The organism is Luteimonas aquatica, from assembly GCF_022662575.1.
Classification (GTDB): Bacteria; Pseudomonadota; Gammaproteobacteria; order Xanthomonadales; family Xanthomonadaceae; genus Luteimonas; species Luteimonas aquatica.
In genome coordinates this window covers 110822-135644 of sequence record NZ_JALBFU010000001.1, presented here as the reverse complement: position 1 = coordinate 135644, position 24823 = coordinate 110822, and the positions used below count along the sequence as shown (strand labels likewise).

General features: G+C 68.5%; 24 protein-coding genes and 2 tRNA genes. 1 reads left to right on the top strand and 25 read right to left on the bottom strand.

Annotated elements, in window-relative coordinates; translation table 11 throughout:
- Positions 1-102: 102 nt before the first annotated feature.
- The 25 genes from rimP to tpiA form a co-directional block, all read right to left on the bottom strand.
- Entirely contained in the window at positions 103-705 is a 603-nt protein-coding gene (gene rimP / locus MD221_RS00640; protein WP_242106992.1) for a ribosome maturation factor RimP, read from the bottom strand.
- Between the two features lie 184 nt (positions 706-889).
- Positions 890-966 (bottom strand) — tRNA-Met (locus MD221_RS00635).
- A 209-nt stretch (positions 967-1175) separates the two neighbouring features.
- Positions 1176-2462, bottom strand: a complete 1287-nt coding sequence (locus tag MD221_RS00630) for a JmjC domain-containing protein (RefSeq protein ID WP_242106990.1) — start codon at positions 2460-2462, stop codon at positions 1176-1178.
- Positions 2459-4942 (bottom strand): type 2 lantipeptide synthetase LanM, encoded by a 2484-nt coding sequence (locus MD221_RS00625; RefSeq protein ID WP_242106988.1) that lies wholly within the window; start codon positions 4940-4942, stop codon positions 2459-2461. Before MD221_RS00625 ends, MD221_RS00630 begins: the two co-directional genes overlap by 4 nt.
- A 4-nt stretch (positions 4943-4946) precedes the next feature.
- Positions 4947-6218, bottom strand: a complete 1272-nt coding sequence (locus MD221_RS00620; protein ID WP_242106986.1) for a hypothetical protein — start codon at positions 6216-6218, stop codon at positions 4947-4949.
- Between the two features lie 82 nt (positions 6219-6300).
- On the bottom strand, positions 6301-6480 hold the full coding sequence (locus MD221_RS00615) for a hypothetical protein (RefSeq protein WP_242106984.1): 180 nt from the start codon (positions 6478-6480) through the stop codon (positions 6301-6303).
- 155 nt (positions 6481-6635) lie between these two features.
- Complete coding sequence (locus MD221_RS00610) at positions 6636-6815, bottom strand: hypothetical protein (protein ID WP_242106982.1); 180 nt, start codon at positions 6813-6815, stop codon at positions 6636-6638.
- Between the two features lie 97 nt (positions 6816-6912).
- A complete protein-coding gene (locus MD221_RS00605) occupies positions 6913-7170 on the bottom strand; it encodes a hypothetical protein (RefSeq protein WP_242106979.1) in 258 nt (85 codons plus the stop codon).
- Positions 7143-8609, bottom strand: coding sequence for an NADH-quinone oxidoreductase subunit NuoN (gene nuoN / locus MD221_RS00600; protein ID WP_242106977.1), 1467 nt, complete (start codon positions 8607-8609; stop codon positions 7143-7145). Before nuoN ends, MD221_RS00605 begins: the two co-directional genes overlap by 28 nt.
- Positions 8610-8802: 193 nt before the next feature.
- A complete protein-coding gene (locus MD221_RS00595) occupies positions 8803-10323 on the bottom strand; it encodes an NADH-quinone oxidoreductase subunit M (RefSeq protein ID WP_242108552.1) in 1521 nt (506 codons plus the stop codon).
- A 22-nt stretch (positions 10324-10345) separates the two neighbouring features.
- Positions 10346-12439 (bottom strand): NADH-quinone oxidoreductase subunit L, encoded by a 2094-nt coding sequence (gene nuoL / locus MD221_RS00590; RefSeq protein WP_242108550.1) that lies wholly within the window; start codon positions 12437-12439, stop codon positions 10346-10348.
- Positions 12440-12452: 13 nt separating this feature from the next.
- Positions 12453-12776 carry an NADH-quinone oxidoreductase subunit NuoK gene (gene nuoK, locus MD221_RS00585; RefSeq protein ID WP_226468700.1) on the bottom strand — a complete coding sequence of 108 codons (324 nt, stop codon included), beginning with the start codon at positions 12774-12776 and terminating at the stop codon, positions 12453-12455.
- On the bottom strand, positions 12776-13423 hold the full coding sequence (locus MD221_RS00580; protein ID WP_242106976.1) for an NADH-quinone oxidoreductase subunit J: 648 nt from the start codon (positions 13421-13423) through the stop codon (positions 12776-12778). Before MD221_RS00580 ends, nuoK begins: the two co-directional genes overlap by 1 nt.
- 12 nt (positions 13424-13435) lie before the next feature.
- Complete coding sequence (gene nuoI, locus MD221_RS00575) at positions 13436-13924, bottom strand: NADH-quinone oxidoreductase subunit NuoI (protein ID WP_242106974.1); 489 nt, start codon at positions 13922-13924, stop codon at positions 13436-13438.
- The gene (nuoH, locus tag MD221_RS00570; protein ID WP_242106972.1) at positions 13924-15018 is read right to left on the bottom strand and encodes an NADH-quinone oxidoreductase subunit NuoH; all 1095 of its coding nucleotides are present in this window, start codon (positions 15016-15018) and stop codon (positions 13924-13926) included. Before nuoH ends, nuoI begins: the two co-directional genes overlap by 1 nt.
- Positions 15019-15071: 53 nt before the next feature.
- A complete protein-coding gene (gene nuoG, locus MD221_RS00565; protein WP_242106971.1) occupies positions 15072-17315 on the bottom strand; it encodes an NADH-quinone oxidoreductase subunit NuoG in 2244 nt (747 codons plus the stop codon).
- Complete coding sequence (nuoF, locus tag MD221_RS00560; protein WP_242106969.1) at positions 17312-18655, bottom strand: NADH-quinone oxidoreductase subunit NuoF; 1344 nt, start codon at positions 18653-18655, stop codon at positions 17312-17314. Before nuoF ends, nuoG begins: the two co-directional genes overlap by 4 nt.
- A gap of 27 nt (positions 18656-18682) precedes the next feature.
- The gene (gene nuoE, locus MD221_RS00555) at positions 18683-19210 is read right to left on the bottom strand and encodes an NADH-quinone oxidoreductase subunit NuoE (RefSeq protein ID WP_242106967.1); all 528 of its coding nucleotides are present in this window, start codon (positions 19208-19210) and stop codon (positions 18683-18685) included.
- Between the two features lie 43 nt (positions 19211-19253).
- The gene (locus MD221_RS00550; protein WP_242106965.1) at positions 19254-20576 is read right to left on the bottom strand and encodes an NADH-quinone oxidoreductase subunit D; all 1323 of its coding nucleotides are present in this window, start codon (positions 20574-20576) and stop codon (positions 19254-19256) included.
- Entirely contained in the window at positions 20573-21337 is a 765-nt protein-coding gene (locus tag MD221_RS00545) for an NADH-quinone oxidoreductase subunit C (RefSeq protein WP_242106963.1), read from the bottom strand. Before MD221_RS00545 ends, MD221_RS00550 begins: the two co-directional genes overlap by 4 nt.
- A 4-nt stretch (positions 21338-21341) precedes the next feature.
- Positions 21342-21920, bottom strand: coding sequence for a NuoB/complex I 20 kDa subunit family protein (locus MD221_RS00540; protein ID WP_242106961.1), 579 nt, complete (start codon positions 21918-21920; stop codon positions 21342-21344).
- Positions 21911-22267, bottom strand: a complete 357-nt coding sequence (locus tag MD221_RS00535) for an NADH-quinone oxidoreductase subunit A (RefSeq protein WP_242106959.1) — start codon at positions 22265-22267, stop codon at positions 21911-21913. The genes MD221_RS00540 and MD221_RS00535 overlap by 10 nt, the downstream gene beginning before the upstream one ends.
- A gap of 212 nt (positions 22268-22479) precedes the next feature.
- A tRNA-Leu gene (locus MD221_RS00530) sits at positions 22480-22564 on the bottom strand.
- Positions 22565-22617: 53 nt separating this feature from the next.
- The gene (gene secG, locus MD221_RS00525) at positions 22618-23073 is read right to left on the bottom strand and encodes a preprotein translocase subunit SecG (RefSeq protein WP_242106957.1); all 456 of its coding nucleotides are present in this window, start codon (positions 23071-23073) and stop codon (positions 22618-22620) included.
- Positions 23074-23136: 63 nt separating this feature from the next.
- Positions 23137-23889, bottom strand: coding sequence for a triose-phosphate isomerase (gene tpiA / locus MD221_RS00520; protein ID WP_242106955.1), 753 nt, complete (start codon positions 23887-23889; stop codon positions 23137-23139).
- A gap of 79 nt (positions 23890-23968) precedes the next feature.
- Between tpiA and MD221_RS00515 the strand changes: the two genes are divergently transcribed.
- Positions 23969-24775, top strand: a complete 807-nt coding sequence (locus MD221_RS00515) for an SDR family NAD(P)-dependent oxidoreductase (protein WP_242106954.1) — start codon at positions 23969-23971, stop codon at positions 24773-24775.
- Positions 24776-24823: the final 48 nt, after the last annotated feature.

The window sequence follows — 24823 nt, the reverse complement described above, 5'->3', positions numbered from 1 at the left end:
AACTTGTATGTCCGTACTTCGGTAACAATCGCGAACGCCTCCACAACCCCGCCATTTGCAGCTTCGCTGCAAATGGCCGCCCCCTTAACTTAAGGGGGCTGATTACTTCGGTTGGGATTTCGGTGCGCCCGCCGGCTTGTTGGTGGGTTTGTTCGTGGGTTGTTTCTTGGCTTGCTTGCCGGGTCGCGCGTCGCGGCCCGATTTGTCTTTTGCCGGGGCGTAGCCCAGCGCCACCCAGTCCGGGACCAGCCGCGCCTTGTCGATGTTGTCGAAGGCGACCGCGACCGGCGTGCCGTCGACTTCGAAAGTGACGGTGTCGCCCTCGACGCCGGCGATCGCGCCCTGCAGCCTGCGGCGCCCGTCCTGCGGCAGCTTCAGCCCGACCTTGGCCTGCTCGCCGAGGAAGCGCGCGAAATGCGCCGGCGAGAACAGCGGCCTGTCGACGCCCGGCGAGGAGACTTCCAGGGTGTAATTGCCGCTGATCGGGTCCTCGACGTCGAGCTGCGCCGAAACCTCGCGGCTGACCGCCTCGCAGTCCTCGATGCCGACCACGCGCCCGTCCGCGGCGTCGGCCGGCACGTCGATGTACAGGCGCAGCACCGCGCTGCCCGGCGCCGGCAGATACTCGGCGCCCAGCAGCTCCAGGCCCAGCGAGTGGATCGTCGGCGCCAGCAGAGTCGCGATTTCGGTGGCTTTGTCGGTCATCTCTTTCCGTGGGAGCTTCGTCCTCGGGCGCGTTGCGCGCGCCCGAAAACAACAAGGGGCCCGTCGGGCCCCTTGTCCGATACCACTGGATTTCGGCGCCGGGGAGCAGCATGTCCCGGCGAAGCCCGACTTTCCCGCCATCAAAAAAAGCCTCCTCGGAGGCTTTTCGTCGATCGCGAAAAGCTGGTAGCGGGGGCAGGATTTGAACCTGCGACCTTCGGGTTATGAGCCCGACGAGCTGCCAGACTGCTCCACCCCGCATCAGAAGCGGAATTATGGTGACTGGGGCCGATGATTGCAAGTCTGCCCGGAATCCCGCCATTTCGGCGTATCCGGCGCAGCGCGCCGTCCCGGTCGATCCCTCCCGTTCCGATGACGCTTCGGCGCTACCGCGGCCTGGAACATCCGGGTCGAGCCTAGCCCTGTCTTTCGCCGGCACGCTGCGCGGCCAGGACCAGGATCCGCGGGGCCTATCGGGAGCGCGGCATGCGCTCCACCGCGCCGGTCGCGGCCAGCCATCCGAGCAAGGCGCGCATCCCCTGGCGATCGGCCGGCAGCCAGGGCATGCCGCGCGCCGCGCGCCCGGCGCCGGGCGCATCCGCGAAGGGCGCCAGCAGTTCGGCCACGCTCGCCGGCCCGGTCGAATTCAAGTCGCGGAACAGGCCGGCCACCCGCTCGCCGCCGGCCAGTATGCCGCGCACGTGGCCGCCCGCGCCGCACAGCACGCGATCGGCCGCCAGATCCGTCCACGCGATCGGGAAGCGGCGGTCCCGCAGCCGCAGCAATTCGCCATCGCCGGGCCCGCGCCCCCGCTGCGCAGGCGGCGCCGGAACGAATCCGCACCCGGTCAGCAGCTGCAGATAGCCGGCGGCGACGGCCGTGCGCAGACGCTCCTCGCCCAGGTCCTGGCGAAAGCGCGCCCACGCCGACGCCATGCCGGCCGGCAAGGCCGCGCCGCCGGCGCCGAACGCCTCCGGTCGCCTCGTGCGCCGGCGCGTCGCATTGCGCGCCGGCATCGCCTGGGCGAACTGTTCCAGGTCGTAGAGCAGCTTGTGCTCGTCCCTGGGAATGCCGACGTTGACGCTGGTCGCGTAATCCGCATCGGTCGTTTCGCCGACGTGGTAGTAGCTCGCCGGCCAGTACAGGATGTCGCCCGGCTCGACGTCGATCGCGAAGGACGCCTGGAGATAGTCGCCGTAATCCAGCCGGGTCGTCACCGCGTCGTCCCAGGGGCGCCGCGCCCAGAAGCGCATCCGCTTGCGCCCCTGCAGCGGGAACATGAACGTGGCGAAGCGGTCCTTGTGCACGCCGACCGGCGTGCTCTCGTAGCTGCCGTGGAACAGCGTGGTGATCGCCCCGGAAAGCGGCAGGCCGACCTGCCGCCACAGGCCATGGAAGAAGCCGCTCCCCGCCCGCCAGACCTCCGGCGAAAAATGATGGAGATAATTCACGATCAGCGCGTACCTGGCGTCGCCCGCGACGCGGCGCGCGTAGTCGCCGAAGGAGCGCTCTTCCGGGCGCGGCGCCCAGGCCGCGCCTCCCGGCTGCAGACGCCGGCCCAGCGCGAAACGGATCGCCGGCGCCGAAGGGTCGACGGCCGGCATGACGGCCGCGCGCGCCGCCGCGCGCAAGGCGTCCTCGGCGCGATACGGCGTCGCGCCCGAGCCCCGGAACAGCACGGGCCGCCGGTCCCAGTAGCGCTCGGCGAACCGTTTCCAGTCCAGCCTGCGTTCCACCGCGTAGTGCCGCGCCGTCATTGCTGCGTCCTCTCCCCGTCGTGCAGGCGCTGCAAGGCGCGCTGGTACTCGGCCAGAGGCGGCAACCCCATCTGCCGCCGGCGCGCATCCACCTGTCGTGGCCGTGCGATCGGGCACGGCACCAGCCGCCCGCGGCGCTTGACGAACTTGCTGCCGTAGAGCTGCTTGCGCCCGGTGTTCAGCCGCCAGGCATCGGTCAGGTAGGCGACATGGCGCATCGGCACCTCGCCCCTGGCCGCGGCCTCGGTCATCAGCCGCAGGCATCTCCCCTGCAAGCCGGCCTCCTCCTGCTCCGCATGCTGGATCAACTGCGCGGCGAACTCGCAGGCGCGCTTGCCCACCATCGCCCGCGTCGGCCATCCGTGCTCGCCGATCACTTGCGCGAGCCATTGCAGGCCCGCGGCCGTCAGCGCGTCGAGATGCCGCCCCAGCGTGCGATCGCGGAACGCGCCTGCCGCCCAGACCGCGCGCAGCGGCACGTCGACGGCGCGCAGGCGCAACAGCTGCCGCCTGACGTCGCTCCGCGTCGCGACCGGCGGCGGCAACGGCTCCGGCGTGAGCCGGACGTTGCGGCGGTTCCAGGAGAAGGTCAATCTCCGTCCCGCCTGCGGCCAGTCGAAGCTGGCGCTCCCGGCGCCGGCACGCTCGATGCGAAGCTCCACGCCGAGCGCGGCATCGCGCATGCGGTAGCCGTCGCCGTGCCTGAGCAGGCCGGGAACGGCGCGCTCCAGATCCGGATGGATGTACTCGATCGCGTCCTTGATCAGCACCGCCAGGTCGACGAATTCGAGATTCCGTCCGGCGAGGACGGCGGGATCGGGAAGCATGGAAGCCGTTTCCGTCGGCTGCCGTCCCGCGGCGCGAGCCGTCGCCGGCGCGTCCGGATCGAGCCATGAGAGAGCGCCGCCGCCGGCCGGCGCGAAAAAATACGGCACGTCCAGCCGATCCATCTGCAACGCTTCCTCGCGGCTGAAGCGCGCGGCCGCACGCCCTGGTCGCGGCACGCCCTTGCCGCCGCGCCGCCGCTCGAGTTCGCGCGCGTAGCTGGCGGTGAACTTGGCGAGCACGCGCACGCGCCGGCCGCGGACCAGCGCGCGCAGATGGCGCAACAACGCATCGCGGTGCAGGTTGACGCCGGTCCACAGGTCGAACATGCCGCGCAGCATGGGCAGCAGATACGCCCCATAGCCGGTGTTGCCGAGCGTATCGCCGACGACCGTGCGGGTTTCGCTCCTCGCCCAGGGCGTGGCGATCCGATGCAGGCGCAGCGCGCCGCCGCGCGATTCCAGGAACGCCACCGGCGGCCCTTCCGCGCTGCACCAGCGCGGCTCGGACTCGAAGCCGACATGATGGAAGCCGCCCCGCCCCTTCTCGATCAGGCCGGTGCCGCTCAGGCGCCGCAGCGGACAGGAAAAGACCTCCAGATCGACGATGTACGGCATCGGCACCTTCGCTTCCCGCCGCACGCCGGCCAGCAGATTGCCCTCGCCCAGATCGGAAATCCCGAATCCGTAGCAGGCGGCGGCCAGGGCGCCGGCGCGCGTCCAATAAGCGGCCGCCTCGCGCGGCGCCAGACGCGTTCCCGTCAGCCGCAGGCGCGGCGAATCGCGCAAGGTTCCCCATTGCGGCGGCCGGTCGATCCATTCCTGCCAGCTGTAGGTCCAGCGGTCGCGCCCGTTCCCCTGCCAGACCCGCAGCGTCGGCAGCTGCACCGGGCCGGAAGCGGGTGGCAAGGCGTTGATCCATTCGAACAGCGAGACCGGCGCGCCGCTTTCGCGCGCAGCCATGAAGATGCGCTCGCCGTCGGCCGGGCGCGGCTTGTAGGCGATGGCGGCGCCACCGGCGAAGCGCAGGCGCAGGACGCGCTGCTGGCCATTGTGGGTCTCGCTCGGGCTGGCCCAGAGCGCGACGACGGGACCATCGACGGCGCCGTTCTCGAACACGCCGCCGGCAAGGTCGCGCCGCAACCGTTTCGCGAATCGCTCGAAGAACGCCTGGAAGCCGCCGCGCAGGATCTCGAGTTCGCCGGCGCGGGCCTCGCCGCCCTCGGCGCAGGACTGGAACGCCTCGCCGATCAACGGCGCGAACAGATCGGCATTCTCCAGTCCGACCAGTCCGGGGCCAAACAGGTCGCGATACGCATCCTGCACGCGACGGCACCACGGCCCCAGGGACTCGATCATCTCCACGAAGGGCACGAATGCAGGACTCGCCAACGTCGCGGCCAGCCGTTCGGCATCCTCGCGCCCGCCCAACGACCGCGCGCGGGCGATCACGCCTTCGCGGCACAGGCGCGCCACGGCCGGGAACAGGCCGCCGCCGCGGCCGCGCGCGAGGCCTTGCAGCAGTTTTTCGGTTTCCGCCGGCAACGCCGGACGCGGCCTGCGCTTGTCCGGCCTGGCCAGCACCAGCAGCGCCTGCTCGGCCGCGTAGGCGCGGGACGGGATCGGACCTCCATGCTCGCCGTGGCGCGAACTCAAGGGCTCAACCGCGCGCGCTGCCGGGAACGGATGCGGGCGGCGTTCGGCTTCGCCCGGCGGATTCGCGCGCGCCCGTCCGTCGCAACGCGCGCGCGCCGCACAACCGGTGCAGAAGCGCGAGCGCCGCGTCCTCATCGCTGCCGGACACGCCGGAACCGCATAGCTCGGCCACCGTGTGCACGCCGCCCTCCGTCAATCGCCGCCGCAACAGCTCCGAGGCCGGCGTGTCCTGCACCGCGAAGGCGTAGCCATTGACGGCCCAGACCGCCACGCCCGCCCCCATCGGCATCATCACGATGCGCGCGCCGTCCGCCATGCGCACGCGATCCCGCGGCTGCAGCGCGTCGCAGGCGACGAAGCCGGGCACGGGCTCCAGGGCGCACGCGCTGACACGGCTGGCCCACTGCACGCGCAGAGCCTGTTCGGCCTGTTCCACGGCCTCGGCTTGCGCCAGGGCGCGATGCATGCGCGCCAGAACTGCGGGCACCGCCACGGCGCCGTTCGCGCGCTTGCGGGGCGGAAAAGGCAGATAGGGCGTTTCGTCGCGCGGATGGATCTCCGCCTGGCGCATCGTCGCGAACAGCTTGCGCACTTCCTCCAGCGGCGCAGCCGGATCGTGCGGAATCACCAGCCGCAGGGCCAGGCCGCCCTCCGCGCAGCGCTCCCGCACCCGGCAGCCCGCCGGCCAGTACAGCATCCGCCCGGGCCGGCACGCGAGCGAGATTGCATTGCCGAATCGCGCGGGCACGACGGCGTCCTCGAAGCGGACGCGGATTTCGCCCTGCAAGGGCACCAGCAGTACCGATTCATTCGCGTGCGCATGGTGGCGATCGAAGCGGCCGAGAACGAGGCTGGCGACGATCGGCGACAGCGGACAGCCCACGCGATCGCACAATCCCGCGAGGAAGCCCCTGACTTCGTCCCAGGCGGCGGCATCGGCCATCAGCGGCTGTTCGATCTCCACCCGGGCTAGGTCGTTCGGCAGGCGCGCCGCAAGCCTTTGCAGATATCCCGGCAAGTCGCGATCCCTGACGCCGGGCAGCAGCGCGCCGGGCGCGCGTATCTCCTCGCCGCCGGCGAAGAAGCGCACGTTGGGCAAGGTGAAGAAGCGCATTCCGCGCCTGAACGGCTTGCTGATTTCCACCGCCAGGCGAAACGCCCGATCGCGCAGCCCGGGCCATTCGGGCGATGCGAGGCGCGCCGGCACGCGCGCCCAGCGGCGCGCGACGAAACCGTCCCAATCGAATCGACGACCGGCCGACCCGGGTCCGCTCATCGCCGCGGGAGCCGGCCCGATGCGAACGGCGGAAAGCGCCCGCCCGCGCGCGAGGCGTCGGACGGGCGCATGGCGCGCGGACTCAAACGCAATAGATCCGCGTTCTGCAGGACGTGGCCGCTGCCGCGCCCTGCGCATCCAGGCCGGCGGCTTTCGGCATCTGCTTCTGGATCTGCCCGATCAGCCGGTTCAGCTTCTCGTTGGCCTGACGACCGGAAACGTCGCTTGCGTGGTCGCGGGAGATCGCTTTCGCTTTTCTCATACCATCCTCCGTTTCGGTTGAGGGCCGGACGCGGTTCGGATGCGGGTCAGGCGATCCGCTCGTCCGGCAGGTGGTCCGTCCCGTTCCGGACGGACGCCGTCTCGTACGCTCGTCCTCTCCCCCGCATGGCGGGAGAGAGGTGTTTCAAAGCGAGATCAAGGCGAGCAATAGATGCGGATGCACGTGGTCCACTGACCGCCGCCCTTGGCATCGAGTGCGGATCCCTTCGGAACCTGCTTCTGAATCTGGCCGATCAGCTGGTTCAGCTTGTCGCTGGCCTCCTGCTTCGAAGCGTTGCATGCGCCGCTCTTCGAGCTCTTGATCGCTTTCTTCATCATTCTCTCCTCGGATTGACGGCCGGACATCCATTCGATCGTCACGACAGGTTGAATGGCCGACCTGCACCCGTCCAACCGACGGGCGTCTTGCTTGTTAGCATGATGCATACGGCAATGCAAACCGCTTCGACGCGATCGTCGCCGTTTTTTTCGCACAGGCGCCGGCGATGCCGCACGCATCGCGCATTGCTGCGTTCGCACGCGAAAAGACGCGTATTTTCACGCGGCTTTCACCGCCGGACGGGTTCGATTTTTGCGTGCTTGGCGCGGCGATGCGCTCGAACGCGCCAGCGAAGAACGCGCGGCCGTCGGCCGCGCGGAGAATCAGGCGGCGAACGCCTTCTGGCACCACGCCATCACCGGGCTCCACGCCAGGCCCAGCGCCAGCAGCGCCAGCGCGTTGACCGCGAACATCGTGCGCAGCGGACGGTTGGGCCGCACCTGCAGCGGTTCGCCTGCCGGTTCGTCGAAGTACATCACCTTGATCACGCGCAGGTAGTAGAACGCGCCGATCACCGCGAACACGATGGCGACGATCGCCAGCCACAGCAGGTCGCCCTGCAGCGCGGCGCGCAGCACCGCCAGCTTGGCCCAGAAGCCCAGGAACGGCGGCACGCCGGCCAGCGAAGCCATGATGCACAGCACCAGGCCGGCCATCCACGGGTTGCGCGCGTTCAGGCCCTTGAAGTCGTCGATGCGGTCGGCCTCGAAGCCGCGCCGCGACAGCAGCACGATGGCGCCGAACGCCGCGGCCGACATGATCGCGTAGCTGATCGCGTAGAACATCGCCGAGGCATAGCCCTGCGCGGTGCCGCTGGCCAGGCCCAGGAACAGGAAGCCGACGTGCGAGACCGTCGAGTACGCCAGCATGCGCTTGAGGTTGGTCTGCGCGATCGCCAGCAGGTTGCCGATCGCCAGCGACAGCGCCGCCAGCCCGGCCAGCAGCAGGTGCCAGTACTCGCCGAGCGGGCCGACGCCCGACTCGAGCAGGCGGTAGGTCATGCCGAACGCGGCCAGTTTCGGCGCGGAGCCGATGAACAGCGTGATCGGGGTCGGCGCGCCCTGGTAGGTGTCCGGCAGCCACATGTGGAACGGCGCGGCGCCGAACTTGAAGGCGATGCCGACCACCAGAAACACGGCGCCGGCGAGCAGCAGCAGGCGGTCGGGACCGTCGATGGCGGCCGCCGCGGCGTTGATGCCGCCCAGGTCGAGCGTGCGGGTCGCCCCGTAGACCAGCGACATGCCGTACAGCAGCATGCCCGAGGCCAGCGCGCCGAGCACGAAGTACTTCATCGCCGCCTCCGAGGACAGCGGGCTGTCGCGGTCGATGGCGACCAGCGCGTAGGAACTGAGCGCCAGCAGCTCGAGGCCGAGGTAGACCATGGTGAGGTTGCCGGCCGAGACCAGCAGCATCATGCCCGCGACCGCGAACAGCATCAGCACCGGGATCTCGCCCTTGAACAGTCCGCGCTCGCGCAGGAAGGTCCAGCCGTAGGCGAGCGCGGCCGCGCTGACCAGCAGGATCGTCAGCTTGAGCACGTCGGCGGCGGTGTCGCGCACGAACATGCCGTTGAGGACGCTGATCGGACCTTCCGTTCCCTGCGCGCCCGTGCCGGTGAACACCAGCGCGGCCGCGGCCAGCAGCACGCCGATGGCCAGGGTCTGGGTGACGATGCGGCGCCTGTCGTCGAGGAACAGGTCCAGCATCAGCAGGGCGAAGGCGCCCAGGATCACCGTCAGCTCGGGCGCCAGCGGCGCAACGTCGGCAAGGGTTCGGATTTGCGGGGTCATGTCGGCAGACATCACGGCTTGAATTCCTCAAACGTTTCGGCATGACGCGATGTCGCCATGCCGGTATGAATCGATGCCGTCCATGTCGCCACATGGCCGGCTTCGGATCGTCCTGCCCGGCCATCCGTGGCCGGGCGTTCGGCGCCGCAGCAGACGCCTTGCGGGCGTCCGCTCAGCACGCGGCCCCTCACCCTCATAGCTTGCTTGCGGCGATCTGGCTCGCCAGTTGCGCGATGGACGGTTCCATCAGGTCGGTCAGCGGCTTCGGCCAGACGCCGATCAGGAGCACGCCGACCGCGAACACGCCCAGCACCAGCGCCTCGCGTCCGTTGATGTCCTGCAGCTCGGCCACGTGCGCGTTGCCCACCTCGCCGAACATCACCCGCTTCACCAGCCACAGCGTGTAGGCCGCGCCGATGATCAGCGTGAAGGCGGCGGCGAAGGCGATCAGCGGGTGCATCTTGAAACTGGCCAGGATCACCATGAACTCGCCGACGAAGCCCGAGGTGCCCGGCAGGCCGGAGTTGGCCATCGCGAACATCACCATGAAGAAGGCGAACCAGGGCATGACGTTGGCCACGCCGCCGTAGTCCTTGATCATGCGCGTGTGCATGCGGTCGTAGAGCACGCCGACGCAGGAGAACATCGCGCCGGAGATGAAGCCGTGCGAGACCATCTGCACCATCGCGCCCTGCAACCCGAGCCGCGCGGCGTCGGCGTCGCTCGGCTCGCCGCGCATCAGGGCGAAGGCAATGAAGATGCCCAGCGTGACGAAGCCCATGTGCGAGATCGACGAATAGGCGATCAGCTTCTTCATGTCGTCCTGCACCAGCGCCACCAGACCGACGTAGATCACCGCGATCAGGCTCATCGCGATCACCAGCCAGGCCCATTCGCTGCTGGCGTCGGGCACGATCGGCAGGCTGAAGCGCAGGAAGCCGTATCCGCCGATCTTCAGCATGATCGCGGCCAGGATCACCGAGCCGCCGGTCGGCGCCTCCACGTGCGCGTCCGGCAGCCAGGTGTGCACCGGGAACATCGGCACCTTGACCGCGAAGGCGATCAGGAAGGCGAAGAACAGCCACATCTGCTCGGTGGCCGACAGCGGCATCTGGTACAGGTCGGGCAGCTGCCAGCTGCCGCCCTTCAGGTACAGGTAGACCAGCCCGACCAGCATGAACACCGAGCCGAGGAAGGTGTACAGGAAGAACTTGACCGACGCGTACACGCGCCGCGGACCGCCCCAGACGCCGATGATGATGAACATCGGGATCAGCATGCCTTCGAAGAACACGTAGAACAGCATCGCGTCCACGGCCGAGAACACGCCGATCATCAGGCCTTCCAGGAACAGGAACGCCGCGTAGTACTGGCTGACGCGCTTGTCGATCGAGGTCCAGGCGCCGATCAGCACCAGGGCGGTGGTCAGCGTGGTCAGCACGATCAGCGCCACCGAGATGCCGTCGGCGCCGAGGTGGTACTGGATGTCGTAGGCGGGAATCCACTCGCGGCGCTCGAGGAACTGCAGGCCGGCGTTGGCGTAGTCGAAGCCGGCGAACAGCGGAATGCTCAGCGCGAACACCGCCAGGGACACGACCAGCGACAGCCAGCGCGCCGCGCCGGGGCGGGCGTTGCCGAGCGCGAGCACGAGCGCGCCGCCGAGGATCGGCAGCCAGATCAGGAGACTGAGGAGAGGCCAGCTATGGAAAGGCATGTCCGTCACGAATGAAATCCCATCAAGTCCAGTAACGGATCAGCACGAACAGCAGTGCGATCAGGCCGAGGATCATCGCGAACGCGTAGTCGTACAGGCGTCCGGATTGCAGGTTGCGCAGCACGCCGGCGAACAGGCCGGTGAAGCGCGCGCTGCCGTTGACGATGGCGCCGTCGATGACCTTTTCGTCGCCCTTGCGCGAAATCCTGCCCAGCAGCACGCCGCCGCCGGCGAAGCCCTTGATCCAAAGGTCGTCCATGCCGTACTTGTTGTTGAGCACGTGGATCGGCAGCGCGAACAGCTTCGCCGCCTTGTCGGCCAGCGAAGGCTTCCACCAGTACATGGCGGTCGCCAGGGCGAAGCCCGCCAGCACCAGCCAGAACGCCGGCGCGGCGAATCCGTGCAGCGCGAACGCCACCGGCCCGTGGAACTCCTCGGCCAGCTTGCCCATCACGTCGTGCCCGGCGAGCACGTCGATCACGCCGTAGAAGAACGGCAGCGGCAGCTTCTCGTGCCCCATCACGTCGGTGCCGAACAGCATCGGGCCGACGGTGAAGAAGCCGATCAGGATCGACGGGATCGCCAGCAGCACCAGCGGCAGCGTCACCACCCAGGGCGATTCGTGCGGCTCGACCGGGCCGTGGTGGTGGCCGTGGTCGTCGTGCGCGTGCGCATCGCCGTGGTGGCCGTCGTGGCCATGGTGGTCGCCGTGGGCATGGCGGAAGCGCTCCTCGCCGAAATAGGTCAGGTACAGCAGGCGGAAGCTGTAGAACGAGGTGACGAAGGCGCCCAGCAGCACCGACCAGTAGCCGTAGGTCGCGATCCAGTTGTGCGCCTCGTGGGCGTGCTCGGCGGCGGCCTCGATGATGGTGTCCTTCGAGTAGAAGCCGCTGAAGAACGGCGTGCCGATCAGCGCCAGGGTGCCGATCACGCTGGTCCAGAAGGTGATCGGCATGTACTTGCGCAGGCCGCCCATCTTGCGCATGTCCTGCTCGTGGTGCATGCCGATGATCACCGAGCCGGCGGCCAGGAACAGCAGCGCCTTGAAGAAGGCATGCGTCATCAGGTGGTACACGGCCGCCGAGTACGCCGACACGCCCAACGCCACGGTCATGTAGCCCAGCTGCGAGAGCGTGGAGTACGCCACCACTCGCTTGATGTCGTTCTGCACCATGCCGATCAGGCCGGTGAAGAAGGCGGTGGTCGCGCCGATGAACAGGATGAAGTTCAGCGCCGTTTCCGACAGCTCGAACAGCGGCGACATGCGCGCGACCATGAAGATGCCGGCGGTCACCATCGTCGCGGCGTGGATCAGCGCCGAAATGGGCGTGGGGCCTTCCATCGAGTCCGGCAGCCAGACGTGCAGCGGCACCTGCGCCGACTTGCCCATTGCGCCGATGAACAGGCAGATGCAGATCACCGTGGCCACCGACCAGGAATGGCCGGCCAGGATTTCCATGGTCTGCCCGCCGCCGATCTTGTCGGCGGCATTGGCGAACACGGTGGCGTAGTCGAGCGTGCCGAACCAGGCCAGCACCGCGGCGATGCCGAGCAGGAAGCCGAAGTCGCCGACGCGGTTGACCAGGAAGGCCTTGAGGTTGGCGAAGATCGCCGTCGGCCGCTTGAACCAGAAGCCGATCAGCAGGTACGACACCAGGCCCACCGCTTCCCAGCCGAAGAACAGCTGCAGGAAGTTGTTGGACATCACCAGCATCAGCATCGAGAAGGTGAACAGACTGATGTAGCTGAAGAAGCGCTGATAGCCGTCGTCCTCGGCCATGTAGCCGATGGTGTAGACGTGCACCAGCAGCGAGACGAAGGTGACCACCACCATCATCATCGCGGTCAGCTTGTCGATCATGAAGCCGACGTGTGCCTCGAAGCCGCCGACCTGGAAGAAGGTGTAGACGTTCTCGTTGAACGGCGCGGCGCCCTGCCCGGCCAGCTGCCACAGCACGTAGGCCGACAGCGCGCAGCTGACCGCCACGCCGAGGATCGTGACGCTGTGCGCGCCGACCCGTCCGACCTGCTTGCGGAACAGGCCGGCGACGATGGCACCCAGCAGCGGCGCCAGCACGATCGCCAGCAGCACGGACTTGGAGATGGCGTGTTCCATACCCGGCATCGCGTCAGCCCTTCAAAGTGTCGATTTCGGCGACGTTGATCGTGCGCCGGTTGCGGAACAGCGTGACCAGGATCGCCAGGCCGATGGCGGCCTCGGCCGCGGCCACGGTGAGGATGAAGAACACGAAGATCTGCCCGGCGGCGTCGCCGAACTCGCGCGAGAAGGCCACGAAGTTGATGTTGACCGCGAGCAGCATCAGCTCGATCGACATCAGCAGGATGATCACGTTCTTGCGGTTGAGGAAGATGCCGGCGACGCTGATGCAGAACAGCACCGCGCCGAGCGCGAGGTAGTGGCCGAGCGCCAGGCCCTGTCCGAAGACTTCCATCACTTCACCTCCGCCTTGGCTTCGGCTTCCGCCGGGGCCTGCTCGACCGCCGGCTGCTCGGCCGCCATCTGCACCATGCGGAAGCGGTCGCCGGCCTTCACCCGCGCCTGCTCGCCCGGGTTCTGGTGCTTGGTGTTCGCGCGCTTGCGCAGGGTCAGCATCACCGCCGCGATCACCGCCACGGTCAGGATCAGCGCGGCCACCTCGAACGGCAGCAGGAACTCGGTGAACAGCCGGCGCGCCAGCCAGGTGGAATTGGCGATGCCCGCCTCCGCCGCCGGGTCGGCGCCGAAAGGCGTCGTGCGCGACTTGATGCCGATCAGGGTCAGCATCTCGACCAGCATCACCACCGCGACCAGCAGGCCGACCGGGAGATAGCGCACGTAGCCTTCCCGCAGCGGCGCCACGTCGATGTCGAGCATCATCACCACGAACAGGAACAGCACCATCACCGCGCCCACGTACACCAGGATCAGGGCGATGCCGAGGAACTCGGCGCCGGCCAGCAGCCAGGTGCAGGCGACGGTGAAGAAGGTCAGCACCAGGAACAGCGCGGCATGCACCGGGTTGCGGACGCTGATCACGGAAACCGCCGCGATGACGGTCACGGCGGCGAAGGCGAGGAAGGCGAGCAGAACGAAATCCATGCGGTCCTCAGCTCATCGGTACGCGGAATCGGCGGCGCGGCGCTCGGCGATCTCGGCTTCGAGCCGGTCCCCGAGCGCCAGCAGCTGCGGCTTGGTGACGATGTTCTCGCCGCGGTGTTCGAAGTGGTATTCGTGGACGTGGGTCTCCACGATCGAGTCCACCGGGCAGGATTCCTCGCAGAACCCGCAGTAGATGCACTTGAACAGGTCGATGTCGTAGCGGGTGGTGCGGCGGGTGCCGTCCGCGCGCTGCTCCGAATCGATGGTGATGGCCAGCGCCGGGCACACCGCCTCGCACAGCTTGCAGGCGATGCAGCGCTCCTCGCCGTTGGGATAGCGGCGCAGCGCGTGCAGGCCGCGGAAGCGCGGCGACTGCGGCGTCTTCTCCATCGGGTACATCAGGGTGTACTTCGGGCGCCACAGGTACTTGAAGGTCAGCCACAGGCCGCCCAGCAGCTCGAGCAGCAGCAGTCCCTTGAACCAGGAAACGATTCGACTCATCACTTGCCCGCCTCGAACACGCCGAAGTACGCCAGCAGGGCCGTCACCACGATCCAGGCGATGCTGAGCGGAATGAACACCTTCCAGCCCAGGCGCATGATCTGGTCGTAGCGGTAGCGCGGGAAAGACGCGCGGAACCAGATGAAGCAGCTGGCGAAGAAGAAGACCTTGGCGAACAGCCACCACCAGCCGTCGCCGAGGATCACCGACAGCACCGGCACGTCGGGGATCCATGCCGACGGGATCGGCGACAGCCAGCCGCCCATGAAGAAGATCGCGGTCAGGAAGCTGACCAGGATCATGTTGGCGTACTCGGCCAGGAAGAACAGCGCGAAGGCCGAACCGGAATACTCGACCATGTGGCCGGCGACGATCTCCGATTCGCCCTCCACCACGTCGAACGGCGCGCGGTTGGTCTCGGCCACGCCGGACACGAAGTAGACGACGAACAGCGGCAGCATCGGCAGCCAGAACCACTCCAGCGCGCCGGCGTCGCCGGACTGCGCCATTACTATCTCGCTCAGGTTGAGGCTGCCCGCGCCGACCATCACGCCGACCAGGGCGAAGCCCATCGCGATCTCGTAGCTGACCACCTGCGCGGCCGAACGCATCGCGCCGAGGAAGGCGTACTTCGAGTTCGACGCCCAGCCGGCGAGGATGATGCCGTACACGCCCAGCGAGGTCATCGCCAGCAGGTACAGCAGGCCGGCGTTGGCGTTGGACAGCACCAGCTGCGCGTCGAAGGGCATCACCGCCCAGGCCGCGAACGCCGGCGCCAGCGTGATCAGCGGCGCCAGGATGTACAGCGCGCGCTGCGCGCTGCTGGGCTGGATCACTTCCTTGAACAGCAGCTTGAAGACGTCGGCGAAGGCCTGGAAGATGCCCATGCCCACGTACATCGGCCCATGGCGCACGTGCATCCAGCCGATCAGCTTGCGCTCCCAGACCACGTAGAAGGCCACCGCCAGGATCACCGGCACGGCGATGACGAGGATCTTCAGCACGATCCACAGCACCACGCCGATCGCGCCCAGCGAGAGCAGCCAGTCGTGCAGCGGCGCGGTCAGGTCGGAGAGCAGGCTGGCCGTGTTCATCGATGACATGCTCGTCGGCATGCTCATAAAAGACGTGCTCATGAAAGCGGCGCTCATGCGGCCACCACCTTGACGCGGCCGGCGCCGAGCGCGGCGGTGGCGCCGTAGCCGGATTCGATCCAGGCCGCGCCCTCGGCGACGCGGTCGTCGACGGCCACCTGCAAGGTGGCGGTGCCGACGGCGTTGGAGACCTTGGCCATCGCGCCCTCGCCCACGCCCAGGACGCCGGCGTCGCGAGAATGCAGCACGATGCGCGGGCCGACATTGAGCGGATGCGCCTGCAGCGCCTCGGCGCGGCGCGTCACCGCGTCCACGCGGTAGATCGCCTGCGAGACCGCCAGCTCCAGTCCCTCGCCCGCCTCGGCCGATGCCTGAGAGGCGGCCGGCGACACGGCGCGCGGCGCGATGCCGGCGCGCAGGCCGGCCAGGTCGGTGAAGTCGAAACCGGGCAGCCCCAGGTCGCCGCCGAGCGCGCGCAGCACGCGCCAGCCGGCGCGCGCCTCGGCCGGCAGCTTGCCGCCGGGCACGGCGCTCTGCTCGAGGCCGTCGAGGTTGGTGAGCGTGGCATCGACCTCGGGCAGCAGGCCGATCGGCAGGATCACGTCGGCGACCGCACGCGTGGACTGGCAGGCGAAGTGGCTGAAGGCCACCACCTGCGCGCCGCCCAGCGCCTGCATCGCGGCCGCCTGGTCGGCGAAATCCAGCCCCGGCTCGATCCCGTAGAGAAGATAGCCGCCGCGCGGCTGGGCCAGCATGGCCTGCGCGTCGCGCGTGGCCGGCAGCACGCCCAGGCGCGCCAGGCCGAGCGCGTTGGCGCCCTGCGGGATGCGGCACAGCGCGGCGTTGTTGGCCTGCGCGAACGCGCGCGCGGCCTGGCGGATCGCGGCCGCGTGCGGACCGTTCTCCGCGATCGCGCCGACCAGCACCACGGCATGCGCGGCGCCCTGCAGCGCCTGCGCCAGCTCGCCCGAGGCCAGGGCCCCGGCGATCCGCGAAGGCGGCACGATGGTCTTGGAGGCGAGGTCGAAGGCGAACTCGAAATCGACCGGGTTGACCACGTGCAGCTTGGCGCCACGGCGCCAGGCCTTGCGCAGGCGCTGGTGCAGCAGCGGCAGCTCGTGGCGCAGCTGGCTGCCCACGATCACCACGACGTCGGCCTTTTCGATCTCCGCGACCGGCGCGGCGAATGCTTCGGCGACGGCGGCGTCGGAGAGATCGCGCTGGGCGATGCGGTGGTCGAGGTTGCCGGTGCCCAACCCTTCCGCGAAGCGCGCCAGCAATGCGCCCTCCTCGTTCGAGGTGGCCGGGTGCACCAGGATGCCGAGGTCGTCGGCGGCATTGTCGCGCAGGATCTTCGCGGCCCTGGCCAGCGCTTCTTCCCATGAGACGTCGCGCCACTCGCCGTTGTCCTTGACCTGCGGACGCAGCGCGCGGTCGGGCGCGTACAGGCCCTGGTGCGAGTAGCGGTCGCGGTCGGACAGCCAGCACTCGTTGACCGCCTCGTTGTCGCGCGGCACGGCACGCAGCACGTCGCCGCGGCGGGCGTGCAGGAACAGGTTGCTGCCCATCGCATCGTGGTAGCCGAGCGAGTCCTTGGCGATCAGCTCCCAGGGGCGCGCGCGGAAGCGGAACACCTTGTTGGTCAGCGCGCCCACCGGGCAGACGTCGATGACGTTGCCCGACAGCTCGGTGGTCAGCGGCTTGCCGTCGTAGGTGCCGATCTGCAGGTTCTCGCCGCGTTGCATGCCGCCCAGCTCGTAGGTGCCGGCGACCTCGGCGGTGAAGCGGACGCAGCGCGTGCACTGGATGCAGCGCGTCATCTCGGTGGCCACCAGCGGACCGAGGTCCTCGTCGGCGACCACGCGCTTGCGCTCCTGGAAGCGGCTGACCGAACGGCCGTAGCCGAGCGAGAGGTCCTGCAGCTCGCACTCGCCGCCCTGATCGCAGATCGGGCAGTCGAGCGGATGGTTGATCAGCAGGAACTCCATCACGTTGCGCTGCGCCTTGAGCGCCTTGTCGTTGCGCGTGAACACCTTCATGCCGTCGGCCACCGGCGTGGCGCAGGCCGGGATGGGCTTGGGCGAAGGACGCCCGCCCATTTCCGAGTCGACCAGGCACATGCGGCAGTTGGCGGCGATCGCCAGCTTGTCGTGGTAGCAGAAGCGCGGGATCGGGATGCCGGCCTTGTCGGCGGCCTGGATGATCATCGAGCCCTTGGGCGCGGCCAGCTCGACGCCGTCGATGAAGACGGTGACGTGGTCGGGCGGCAGGTTCGGGTTGACCGGCTGCGCGCTCATGCGGCGACTCCGAGCTTTTCGTCGACGATAGAACGGCCGTTGCGGATGAAGTACTCGAACTCGTCCCAGAAGTGGCGCAGGAAGCCCTGCACCGGCCAGGCGGCGGCCTCGCCGAAGGCGCAGATGGTGTGGCCTTCGATCTGGCCGGCGGCGGCCTTGAGCATGTTCAGGTCGTCGAGCGTGGCCTGCCCGTCGACGATGCGGGTCAGCACGCGGTACATCCAGCCCGTGCCCTCGCGGCAGGGCGTGCACTGGCCGCAGCTTTCCTTGAAATAGAAGCGCGCGATGCGCTGGCAGGCGCGCACCATGCAGGTGGTCTCGTCCATCACGATCACGGCGCCCGACCCGAGGCCGGAACCTGCCTTCTGGATCGCGTCGTAGTCCATGGTCAGGCCCATCATGGTCTCGGCCGGCAGCACCGGCATCGACGAACCGCCCGGGATCACGCCCTTGAGCTTGTGGCCGTTGCGCACGCCGCCGGCCATCTCCAGCAGCTCCGCGAACGAGGTGCCCAGGCGGATCTCGTAGTTGCCCGGCCGGTTGACGTGGCCGGAGACCGAGAAGATCTTGCAGCCGCCGTTGTTGGGCTTGCCCAGCTCCATGAACCATTGCGCGCCGTTGCGCACGATGGCCGGCACCGAGGCGTAGGTCTCGGTGTTGTTGATGGTGGTCGGCTTGCCGTACAGGCCGAAGTTGGCCGGGAACGGCGGCTTGAAGCGCGGCTGGCCCTTCTTGCCTTCCAGCGATTCCATCAGCGCGGTTTCCTCGCCGCAGATGTAGGCGCCGGCGCCGAGGGCGTTGTACAGGTCGATGTCCACGCCGCTGCCGAGGATGTTCTTGCCCAGCCAGCCGTGCTTGTAGGCCTCGGCGGTGGCTTCCTCGAGATGCTCGAACGGCTCGTGGTGGAACTCGCCGCGCAGGTAGTTGTAGCCGACGCTGGAGCCGGTGGCATAGCAGGCGATCGCCATGCCCTCGATCACCGCATGCGGGTTGTAGCGCAGGATGTCGCGGTCCTTGGCGGTGCCGGGCTCGGATTCGTCGGAATTGCAGAGGATGTACTTCTGCATCTCGCCCTTGGGCATGAAGCTCCACTTCAGGCCGGTCGGGAAGCCCGCGCCGCCGCGGCCGCGCAGGCCGGACTGCTTGACCATCTCGACCACGTCGGCCGGCGCGATCTTCTCCTCGAGGATCTTGCGCAGCGCGCTGTAGCCGCCGGTCTTGAGGTAGTTCTCGTACGACCAGGGCTTGTCGAAATGCAGCGTGGTGTAGACGGCCTGGTGCTCCTTCGGCGCGGGGCCGACGGGTCCATAACCTTCCGAATGGGTGGGGTGATGTGCCATGCCTGATCCAGCCTCACTTCGCCATGCTTATTTCAACTGGTCGAGCAGCTCGTCGACCTTCGCGGCGTCGAGCTTCTCGTGGTAATGGCCATTGATCACGACCACCGGCGCGCCGCAGCAGCCGGCGACGCACTCTTCCTCGCGCTTGAGGTAGACGCGGCCGTCCGCGGTCGACTCTCCCAGCTTGCAGCCGAGCTTCTTCTCGGCGTGGCGGACCAGGTCCTCGGCGCCGTTGAGCCAGCAGCTGATGTTGGTGCAGAAGGCCACGTTGTTGCGGCCGACTTTCTGCGTCTCGAACATCGAGTAGAACGTCGCCACCTCGTAGGCCCACACCGGCGGCAGGTCGAGGTACTTGGCCACGCCGGCGATCAGCTCGTCGGTGAGCCAGCCGCCGTTCTGCTCCTGCGCCGCGAACAGGCCCTGCAGCACCGCCGAACGCTTGCGGTCGGGCGGGAACTTGGTCAGCCAGTGGTCGATGTGCGCGCGCGTGCGCTCCTCGAGCACCACCATCGGGTCGACGTTGCGCGCATTCTCGAAGTTGCCGGTCGCTCTCATCGGTCGCTCGCCTTCATCGGTCCAGCTTTCATCGGTCCAGCCCTCATCGGTCGATTTCCCCGAACACGATGTCGTAGGTGCCGATCATCGCCACCACGTCGGCCAGCATGTGGCCCTTCACGATCTCGTCCATCGACGACAGGTGCGCGAAGCCCGGCGCGCGCAGGTGCACGCGGAAGGGCTTGTTGGCGCCGTCGGAAATCAGGTAGCAGCCGAACTCGCCCTTGGGCGCCTCGACCGCGCTGTAGGTCTCGCCGGCCGGCACGCAGTAGCCTTCGCTGAACAGCTTGAAGTGATGGATCAGCGCTTCCATGTCGTCCTTCATCTCCTCGCGGGAGGGAGGCGACACCTTGTAGTTGTCGAGCATCACCGGGCCCGGATTGGCCCTCAGCCATTTCACGCACTGCTCGATGATGCGCACCGACTGGCGCATCTCGGCCACGCGCACCAGGTAGCGGTCGTAGCAGTCGCCCTTCACGCCCACCGGGATGTCGAAGTCGACCTCGGCGTACTTGGCGTAGGGCTGCTTCTTGCGCAGGTCCCAGGCCACGCCGGAACCGCGCAGCATCGGGCCGGTCATGCCCCAGGCCAGCGCCTGCTCGGGCGGGATCACGCCGATGCCGACGGTGCGCTGCTTCCAGATGCGGTTGTCGGTGAGCAGCGTCTCGTACTCGTCGATGCGGTGCGGGAAGTCCTTGGCGAAGGCCTCCAGGTAGTCCAGCATCGAGCCTTCGCGCCAGGCGTTGAAGCGCTTGAGGTTGGCGCCCTTCTTCCACGGCGACTCGCGGTACTGCGGCATGCGCTCGGGCAGGTCGCGGTAGACGCCGCCCGGGCGGTAGTAGGTGGCGTGCATGCGCGCGCCGCTCACCGCCTCGTACACGTCCATCAGTTCCTCGCGCTCGCGGAAGGCGTACAGGAACACCGCCATGGCGCCGAGGTCGAGCGCGTTCGAGCCCACCCACATCAGGTGGTTCAGGATGCGCGTGATCTCGTCGAACATCGTGCGGATCCACTGCGCGCGCTCGGGCGCCTCGATGCCCATCAGGGACTCGATGGCGCGCACGTATGCGTGCTCGTTGCACATCATCGACACGTAGTCCAGGCGATCCATGTAGCCGATCGACTGGTTGAACGGCTTGGACTCGGCCAGCTTCTCGGTGCCGCGATGCAGCAGGCCGACGTGCGGATCGGCGCGCTGCACCACCTCGCCGTCCATCTCCAGGATCAGGCGCAGCACGCCGTGCGCGGCGGGGTGCTGCGGGCCGAAGTTCAGCGTGTAGTTGCGGATCTCCTGCCTGGCCTCGTTGCCGTTGCTGGCGAAGGGCAGGTGCGAGGGATGCGGATGGGCTTCGGGTTGTGCGCTCATTTCGCGCCCTCCGCCTTGCGGCTCATCTGTTCGCCGGCCGCGGTCGCGTAGCGGGCGTCGTCGCGCACCACGCGCGGAACGCCCACGCGCGGCTCGACCGAGGTCACCGGCTCGTAGACCACGCGCTTCTTCTCGGCGTCGTAGCGCACCTCGACGTTGCCGATCAACGGGAAGTCCTTGCGGAAAGGATGGCCGACGAAGCCGTAGTCGGTGAGGATGCGGCGCAGGTCCGGATGCCCCTGGAAGACGATGCCGAACAGGTCGAAGGCCTCGCGCTCGAACCAGTTGGCCACCGGCCACAGGTCAGTCACCGAGGCGACGATCGGCAGGTCGTCGTTGGGCGCGAAGGTCTTCACGCGCAGGCGGCGGTTGTTGCGCACCGACAGCAGCTGCAGCACCGCGGCGAAGCGCTGCCGCGGCACCGGCATCGGCGCCTCGCCCTGCGGCTCGGCGACCTGACGGCTGGGCGCCTCGCCGAACTTGAAGCGCCCGACGTTGCGGCCCTCCACGCCACGGCTGAAGCCTTCCGAGGACACGTCGGTGTCCCATTCGTCGCTGCCGTAGCCGAGGTAGTCCACGCCGGCGACGTCGACCAGCTGCTCGAAGCCGAACTCGTCGCGCAGGATCCTGCAGTTTCCGTGCGAGGTCTCGTTGGAGAACACGATGCCGACCTCCCCGCGCGGCTGCGCGACGCTGACCTCGGCGTCGGGGAAGCGGGCGCGCAGGCGGTCGGCGAAAGCGTTTGCGGTTTCAGCAGTCATGGCATCAGCCTTCGCGCAGGCCGGTCTTGTTGTCGCCGAAGTTGGTACCGCGGCGGATCTTCTTCTGCAGCTGCAGGATGCCGTACACCAGCGCCTCGGCGGTGGGCGGACAGCCGGGCACGTACACGTCCACCGGCACGATGCGGTCGCAGCCGCGCACCACGGCGTAGGAATAGTGGTAGTAGCCGCCGCCGTTGGCGCAGCTGCCCATCGAGATGACCCACTTCGGGTCGGGCATCTGGTCGTAGACCTTGCGCAGCGCCGGGGCCATCTTGTTGACCAGGGTGCCGGCCACGATCATTACGTCGGACTGGCGCGGCGAGGGGCGGAACACCACGCCGTAGCGGTCCAGGTCCAGGCGCGCGGCGCCGGCGTGCATCATCTCCACCGCGCAGCAGGCCAGGCCGAAGGTCATCGGCCACATCGAGCCGGTGCGCGCCCAGTTGAGCAGCACGTCGGAGCTGGTGGTGACGAAACCGCGCTCGAGCAGCGGATTCTCACCCTCGGGGCGCAGGATGTCGTCGACCCGGCCTTCCGGCAGCGGGTTGTTCATCAGGCGCGCGACGGTCTGGCTCACTCCCATTCCAGCGCTCCTTTCTTCCAAACGTAGATGAAGCCGAGCAGCAGCATGCCGGCGAAGATGCCCATCTCGACCAGGCCGAGCGGACCGAGTTCGCGGAACACGGTGGCCCAGGGCACGATGAAGATGATTTCCAGGTCGAAAATGATGAACTGGATCGCGATCAGGTAGTAGCGCACGTCGAACTGCATGCGCGCGTCCTCGAACGCGGCGAAGCCGCATTCGTACGGCGACAGCTTCTCGGGGGTCGGGCGCTTGGGCCCGAGCACGTTGCCGATGATCAGCAATGCGATGCCGATTCCGGTGGCAACGAACAGGAACAGCAGGGTCGGCAGGTATTCGGCCAGCACTCGTGTTCTCTCGGCTTGAGAGCGGAAACGAAGCGAAGAGGAGTCGGATCGGAGTCGAGGACGCTACGGCCTGCCCTTCCCTCGTTTCCTGCTCCTCTTCAGCGCATTTCCGCTCTGTGGCTATGCGAGGAATGAAGCCTGGAAAAGAAGTCCGGCGAAACCAGCTGCCCGCTCTTCCTTTCCCGTGCCCACTCCCGCTCTACTAGTAAAAATGGTGCCCAAGGGGGGACTCGAACCCCCACGACCGAAGCCGCTACCACCTCAAGGTAGTGCGTCTACCAATTCCGCCACCTGGGCAATTTCTTCCGTCCCGCGCGAGAACCCCGCGCGGAACCCGACTATTGTAAGCGTTATCGCTTGTCCTGCGGAGAGGGTTGCGCGGGCGCCGGCTGCTGTGATTGCGGTTGCGCGCCGGCCGGCTGCGCCGGCGCCTGCGGCACCGATTGCGCGGGAGCCTGCGACGGAGCGTTCTGCGTCGGCGCCGGAGGCGCCTTGGCCGGATCGGCCGCCGGGACGGTCGGGATCTGCCCCATCACGCCGAGATCCTGCTGGCCGGCCGCGGCCGGGCGGGCGCTGTGGGTGGCGTTCCAGGCCATGTACAGCGTGATCACGAAGAACGCGACCGCCAGCCACTTGGTGGCCTTGGACAGGAAGTTGGACGAGCCGCGCGCGCCGAACACGGTGGCGGAGGCGCCGCCGCCGAAGCCGGAGCCGGCCTGTGCGCCTGCGCCGCGCTGCATGAGGATCAGCGCGATCATCGCGATGGCGATGAGCACGAATATGACGTTGAGGATCAGCAACAACATTCGGGTGGGACTCTTGTCGGAATTCAGTTCGCTTGCGGGTTGCCGGAATCGGATCGCCGCAGGTCAGTTCGCCGCGGCCGAGACGATCGCCAGGAAGTCGGCGGCCACCAGCGATGCGCCGCCGATGAGCCCGCCGTCCACGTCCGGCTGCGAAAACAGCGCGGCGGCGTTATCGGGCTTGACGCTGCCCCCGTACAGCAGCGGCAGCGAATCCGCGATTGTAGCATCGCGGGAAGCGGCCTCGCCACGGATGAATGCGTGCACCGCCTGGGCCTGGTCCGGGGTGGCGGTGCGGCCGGTGCCGATCGCCCAGACCGGCTCGTAGGCGACCACGGCGCCCTCCAGGGCCTGGGCGCCGGCCAGCTCGAACAGCGGGGCCAGCTGGGCGGCGATCACCGCCTCGGTCTGGCCGCCCTCGCGCTGCTCCAGGGTCTCGCCCACGCACAGGATCGGCGTCAGGCCGGCATGCCGGGCGGCCAGGAACTTGTGCGCGACCAGCTCGCTGCTCTCGTGGTGGTACTGGCGGCGCTCGGAGTGGCCGACCAAGCCGTAGCGCGCGCCCACGTCCGCCAGCATGGCGGCCGAGACCTCGCCGGTGTAGGCGCCCTTCTCGTTCCGGCTCACGTCCTGGGCGCCGAAGGCGACCGCATGGCCCTGGAACTCGCGCACCAGGTCGCCCAGGTAGGGCAGCGGCGGCAGCAGCACGGCCTCCACGCCCGCCACCGGCAGGCCCACCACCAGGTCGCCCACCAGTTCGGTGGCGAAGGTGCGGCTGCCGTGCAGCTTCCAGTTCCCGGCGACGATCCTGCGGCGCATCTGCGACTCCTGCACGTGGAAAGGCACAGAATAGCCGATCCCCCACCCGGCCCCGGCCGGACCGAGGAGCGCAGACCCGATGAACACAGCGATTCCCGAAGGCTACGCCCTGATCACCGGCGCCTCGAGCGGCATCGGCGAGGCGATCGCCCGCGAGTACGCGCGCCGGGGCGTGCCGCTGATCCTGACCGCGCGCCGCTTCGACCGGCTGCAGGCCCTGGCCGAGGAACTGCGCCCGCAGGTGCCGGTGGTGGTGATCGCCGCCAATCTCGCCGACCCGGAGACGCCGCGCGCCCTGGTCGCCGAGATCCGCCAGCGCGCCCTGCCGGTGCGCATCCTGGTCAACAACGCCGGCTACGGCGTGCCGGGCCGCTATCTGGCCAAGGACTGGGCCACCCACGCGCATTTCCTGCAGGTGATGGTCGGCGCGGTGTGCGAGCTGACCTGGCGGCTGCTGCCGGCGCTGCGCGCCCAGGGCCACGGCCGCATCCTCAACGTGGCCTCGTTCGCCGCGCTGGTGCCGGCCGCCGACGGCCAGACGCTGTACGCGCCGGTGAAGAGCTTCATGGTGAAGTTCAGCGAGGCGCTCTCGCTGGAGAACGCCGACGCCGGCCTGCACGCCACCGCGCTGTGCCCGGGCTTCACCCGATCCGAATTCCACGACGTCACCGGCACCCGCGCGCTGATGTCCAAGCTGCCCAAGTGGATGTGGCTGCGCGCCGAGGACGTGGCCCGGACCGGGATCGAGGCGGTCGAGCGCGGGCAGGTGGTCGCGGTTCCGGGCCTGGCCTACAAGCTGATGCGGGCGCTGGCCTGGATCCTCCCCGATGCCCTGCTGCTCAGGCTGATGGCGCGCAATTCGCGCCGGATCCGCGCGATCGACTGAGGCCGCCGTCCCCGGCCGCGACACGGCGCCCAACGCGACGCCGCCGCG

Coding starts and splice junctions, on each gene's coding strand:
- MD221_RS00610 (WP_242106982.1), bottom strand. CDS start 6,815: ATGAAGAAAGCGATCAAGAGCTCGAAGAGCGGCGCATGCAACGCTTCG.
- nuoF (WP_242106969.1), bottom strand. CDS start 18,655: ATGGCACATCACCCCACCCATTCGGAAGGTTATGGACCCGTCGGCCCC.
- nuoG (WP_242106971.1), bottom strand. CDS start 17,315: ATGAGCGCGCAGCCGGTCAACCCGAACCTGCCGCCCGACCACGTCACC.
- nuoK (WP_226468700.1), bottom strand. CDS start 12,776: ATGGAAGTCTTCGGACAGGGCCTGGCGCTCGGCCACTACCTCGCGCTC.
- MD221_RS00630 (WP_242106990.1), bottom strand. CDS start 2,462: ATGACGGCGCGGCACTACGCGGTGGAACGCAGGCTGGACTGGAAACGG.
- nuoN (WP_242106977.1), bottom strand. CDS start 8,609: ATGACCCCGCAAATCCGAACCCTTGCCGACGTTGCGCCGCTGGCGCCC.
- MD221_RS00580 (WP_242106976.1), bottom strand. CDS start 13,423: ATGGATTTCGTTCTGCTCGCCTTCCTCGCCTTCGCCGCCGTGACCGTC.
- MD221_RS00550 (WP_242106965.1), bottom strand. CDS start 20,576: ATGAGCGCACAACCCGAAGCCCATCCGCATCCCTCGCACCTGCCCTTC.
- rimP (WP_242106992.1), bottom strand. CDS start 705: ATGACCGACAAAGCCACCGAAATCGCGACTCTGCTGGCGCCGACGATC.
- nuoL (WP_242108550.1), bottom strand. CDS start 12,439: ATGGAACACGCCATCTCCAAGTCCGTGCTGCTGGCGATCGTGCTGGCG.
- tpiA (WP_242106955.1), bottom strand. CDS start 23,889: ATGCGCCGCAGGATCGTCGCCGGGAACTGGAAGCTGCACGGCAGCCGC.
- MD221_RS00595 (WP_242108552.1), bottom strand. CDS start 10,323: ATGCCTTTCCATAGCTGGCCTCTCCTCAGTCTCCTGATCTGGCTGCCG.
- MD221_RS00620 (WP_242106986.1), bottom strand. CDS start 6,218: ATGAGCGGACCCGGGTCGGCCGGTCGTCGATTCGATTGGGACGGTTTC.
- MD221_RS00515 (WP_242106954.1), top strand. CDS start 23,969: ATGAACACAGCGATTCCCGAAGGCTACGCCCTGATCACCGGCGCCTCG.
- nuoI (WP_242106974.1), bottom strand. CDS start 13,924: ATGAGTCGAATCGTTTCCTGGTTCAAGGGACTGCTGCTGCTCGAGCTG.
- MD221_RS00615 (WP_242106984.1), bottom strand. CDS start 6,480: ATGAGAAAAGCGAAAGCGATCTCCCGCGACCACGCAAGCGACGTTTCC.
- secG (WP_242106957.1), bottom strand. CDS start 23,073: ATGTTGTTGCTGATCCTCAACGTCATATTCGTGCTCATCGCCATCGCG.
- MD221_RS00540 (WP_242106961.1), bottom strand. CDS start 21,920: ATGGGAGTGAGCCAGACCGTCGCGCGCCTGATGAACAACCCGCTGCCG.
- nuoH (WP_242106972.1), bottom strand. CDS start 15,018: ATGAACACGGCCAGCCTGCTCTCCGACCTGACCGCGCCGCTGCACGAC.
- nuoE (WP_242106967.1), bottom strand. CDS start 19,210: ATGAGAGCGACCGGCAACTTCGAGAATGCGCGCAACGTCGACCCGATG.
- MD221_RS00545 (WP_242106963.1), bottom strand. CDS start 21,337: ATGACTGCTGAAACCGCAAACGCTTTCGCCGACCGCCTGCGCGCCCGC.